The organism is Facklamia sp. P9177, assembly GCF_050409585.1.
GTDB lineage: Bacteria > Bacillota > Bacilli > Lactobacillales > Aerococcaceae > Facklamia.
Genome location: NZ_JBNUPE010000033.1, coordinates 1 through 3004 on the forward strand (window position 1 = coordinate 1; position 3004 = coordinate 3004).

Here is a 3004-nt window from a genome sequence, read left to right on the forward strand (position 1 = left end):
TTAATAACACGATTAAAGTGCTTAAACGCCATGCTTATGGCTATAAAAACGACTCTCATTTCAAAAATAGAATTCTTTTAATATCAAGATTATATGTGTCAGGAAGAAATCGAGAGGTCGGCTAGCCATTAGTTGACTAGCCGACCTCTCACACCACCGTACGTACGGTTCCGTATACGGCGGTTCCCTAGTTTACACACACTTTAGTATAATGCTTGAGTTTCATCTGAGGTTGGTGTCGTTACAGTAACTGTCACATCCACAATTTCTGTTGAACCGTCTGGATAAGTCACTTTCACAAGTCCTGTGTAGTTACCAGGGGTGGTCGTATCAATCGTACCAACAGGGGTGACGTCTTCAAAAGTTGGATTTCCTGGGAATTTAGGGTTGACCACATATTCCGGAATACTAACATTATTAATTAAATCAGCTTTTCCACCTATACCAATAATTTCAGGTGTCACAGTAGGCACATAGATATCCGATTGTAAAGCTTCGGGTGTTTTTATAGTTACTGGAACGGTTACAATTTCAAATGTTCCATCTGAATAAATTACTTTTACTCGTCCTACATATTCACCGGGGGTTGTATTATCTATTCCCTCCTCCGGAGTCACATCTTCAAATTTAGGTATTCCTGGATAGTTAGAGTCTTATATATATAGCTAGGGACAAAACATTCTCGATTAGATTCACTATTTCTCCAATTTCAATCACTTCTGAAATTACTGTCGGATTATATATGTTGGATTTTTTATCTAAAACGGTAACCGGAACATCAACGATTTCTGATGTGTTGTCTGGATAAGTCACTTTCACTTTTCCAATGTATTCACCAGGTGTTGTACTATCAATCACACCGGCCAAAGTCACATCTTCAAATATCAATACTCCATCATTATCAGGGTCAACAACAAAAATTGGAACAGTAACATTATCTGTTAAGTTAATCGTATCTCCAACAAGAATTGTTTCTGGTGTTACTTTTGGAGTATATATTTCATTTTAAGGAACTACCGAATTAATTACTACTACTGGCACATTGATCGTCTCAAAACTTCCATCTGGATAAATTACTTTAACATTTCCTGTATACTCACCCGCTTTAGTAGTATCAATTACACCAGATGGTGTAATATCTTCAAATTTCGGCTGTCCTTTAAAGTCCAGATCTTTAACATAGTCGGGCACTTTCACATGATCAATTAAATGGACTGTTTCTCCTATTTCAATCGACTCGACAGTAGCCTGCGGATTAAATTTATCTGCTTGTAATGGGTCGTTCGGCGATTCTATTAGCTTTTGGTCAGCTTTACTAACAGCATCATCTGTTAGGGATACTGAGACTTCAGGCGCTATGTCTTGAGTAGATACACTGACTTGATTTGCTCCTGATAGAAAGAAAAACGAAGAAATCAAAACAGAAAATGAACCAACAGTAAACTTTCTAATAGCATACTTATTATCTTGGTCCATTGACCGACATTTTTTTAATAATTGTTATTTTTCCCTACCACAATGTCACTCCTGTTCCTTAAGTCAAACTATGAAAATTTAAAAATATTTAGAGTCGTTTCGACAAGCCCATCTTATACTATTCTCTTGAAATTCTCAAATAAATGACTAGTGATATTCGTTTGTTTATTACTACTGTCACCACCTGAATGAAAGCTTCTAGCTATCGATCTCATTACTAATTTGTTGACTTAAAATAGTCAAATTGACTTCATTTTATTAGTTTCTTAACTTTTAGTTCTATATTTTATTTTTTGATTAATTTTTTTAATCTGCGATTTAATATAGAAATAATTAGCTAGCCAAATGCCACAGTAAATGATGGTATTAATTAATCCAATAGACAGAATACCTGTTAACCCACGTTGCCAATGTAAATAATAGCCAGCAGCTAACAAAGGTAGAATTATGACTACAAAATGAAGCACAGTATTTAAAAGCAGACTTCTTTTTTCGTTTTTCATAATTGTGTTAGCACTTGCTTGTATGATTCCCAATAGCATGTAAATAATTGTTTGAATAGTAACTGCCGTTAAAATCGAATCATATTGTTTTAAAAAACTAGGAACTCCGGGAACGTACTCACCATATATATATGAAAACCATAAATTAAGTAAATGACCAATTCCTATTCCGATAAATCCACCGCAAATCATTTTTTTTAACTGTTCCATTGAATATCTCCTCCTTATATTCCTAACGCTTCCTTAAATTTTTTTAGACTTCTTCTAGAGACAAACAACACTTCATTATTCATTAACTCTACAGCAATTGTTCCCTTGTAAGAAAGGTCAAGTCTTTTTACATAATCTAAGTTAATTAACTCTCCTTGAGAAATACGGATAAAATTCATCAATCCAAAACGTTCTTCTAAATCATACATTCTTAATCGGATGAGATAATCAGACTCAAGTGACTGTGCATATACTTTTTTATTGTCGGTATAAAACTTTATAATCTCATTCAGCTCAAGTAAAGTGGCTTTATCTGATTGAAAGCCGATGATTTTTTTCATCGTAGAAGATTCAATCAAACTCTGAACCAATTCAACATCACGATTCATTGAGTTTGCCATCACTTTAACAAGCGTTTCCTCGAATGTAGGATCAATCTCTATTTCTAATTTCATTTTAGTCCTCCTTCCGTATTCATTGTATTTAGTTTATAAGAAGCTGAAAACAGTTGCCACACTATTTGGATAAACGGTTCTTCGAGTAGGCTATGTGGTATAAATACTATGATGAATGCGTTTATATTTAGCGACCATCCTCCGTAGCAAATTAAGAAGAATATGTTTCTTTAAAGTTAACCATTTTTTCTTGTTGACCTAGCCGAAGATTCTAAAATTTAGGGTGAATTGTAAAATGAACTTAGCCATTTAAAATAGAAAAAGAGCCAGTGAGTCTGGTAATCTATGTAGTAACAACACAAACATGTTAGACGATAATACATATGTGACATAAAACAAATAAAAATAGGGAGCTTCTGT

General features: G+C 34.0%; 5 protein-coding genes. All 5 read right to left on the bottom strand.

The genetic code is table 11. The features are described 5' to 3' along the window. Window positions 1–203 precede the first annotated feature (203 nt). Window positions 204–635, bottom strand: coding sequence for a Rib/alpha-like domain-containing protein (locus ACQV18_RS09275; protein ID WP_428892112.1), 432 nt, complete (start codon window positions 633–635; stop codon window positions 204–206). 10 nt (window positions 636–645) lie between these two features. Continuing rightward, the gene (locus tag ACQV18_RS09280; RefSeq protein ID WP_428893005.1) at window positions 646–999 is read right to left on the bottom strand and encodes a Rib/alpha-like domain-containing protein; all 354 of its coding nucleotides are present in this window, start codon (window positions 997–999) and stop codon (window positions 646–648) included. Window positions 1000–1005: 6 nt separating this feature from the next. Continuing rightward, complete coding sequence (locus ACQV18_RS09285) at window positions 1006–1476, bottom strand: Rib/alpha-like domain-containing protein (RefSeq protein ID WP_428892109.1); 471 nt, start codon at window positions 1474–1476, stop codon at window positions 1006–1008. Window positions 1477–1742: 266 nt separating this feature from the next. Next, the gene (locus ACQV18_RS09290) at window positions 1743–2189 is read right to left on the bottom strand and encodes a DUF3021 domain-containing protein (RefSeq protein ID WP_428893004.1); all 447 of its coding nucleotides are present in this window, start codon (window positions 2187–2189) and stop codon (window positions 1743–1745) included. A gap of 14 nt (window positions 2190–2203) precedes the next feature. Then, window positions 2204–2644, bottom strand: a complete 441-nt coding sequence (locus tag ACQV18_RS09295; protein ID WP_428892111.1) for a LytTR family DNA-binding domain-containing protein — start codon at window positions 2642–2644, stop codon at window positions 2204–2206. Between the last annotated feature and the right edge of the window lie 360 nt (window positions 2645–3004).

Coding starts and splice junctions, on each gene's coding strand:
- ACQV18_RS09285 (WP_428892109.1), bottom strand. CDS start 1,476: ATGGACCAAGATAATAAGTATGCTATTAGAAAGTTTACTGTTGGTTCA.
- ACQV18_RS09290 (WP_428893004.1), bottom strand. CDS start 2,189: ATGGAACAGTTAAAAAAAATGATTTGCGGTGGATTTATCGGAATAGGA.
- ACQV18_RS09295 (WP_428892111.1), bottom strand. CDS start 2,644: ATGAAATTAGAAATAGAGATTGATCCTACATTCGAGGAAACGCTTGTT.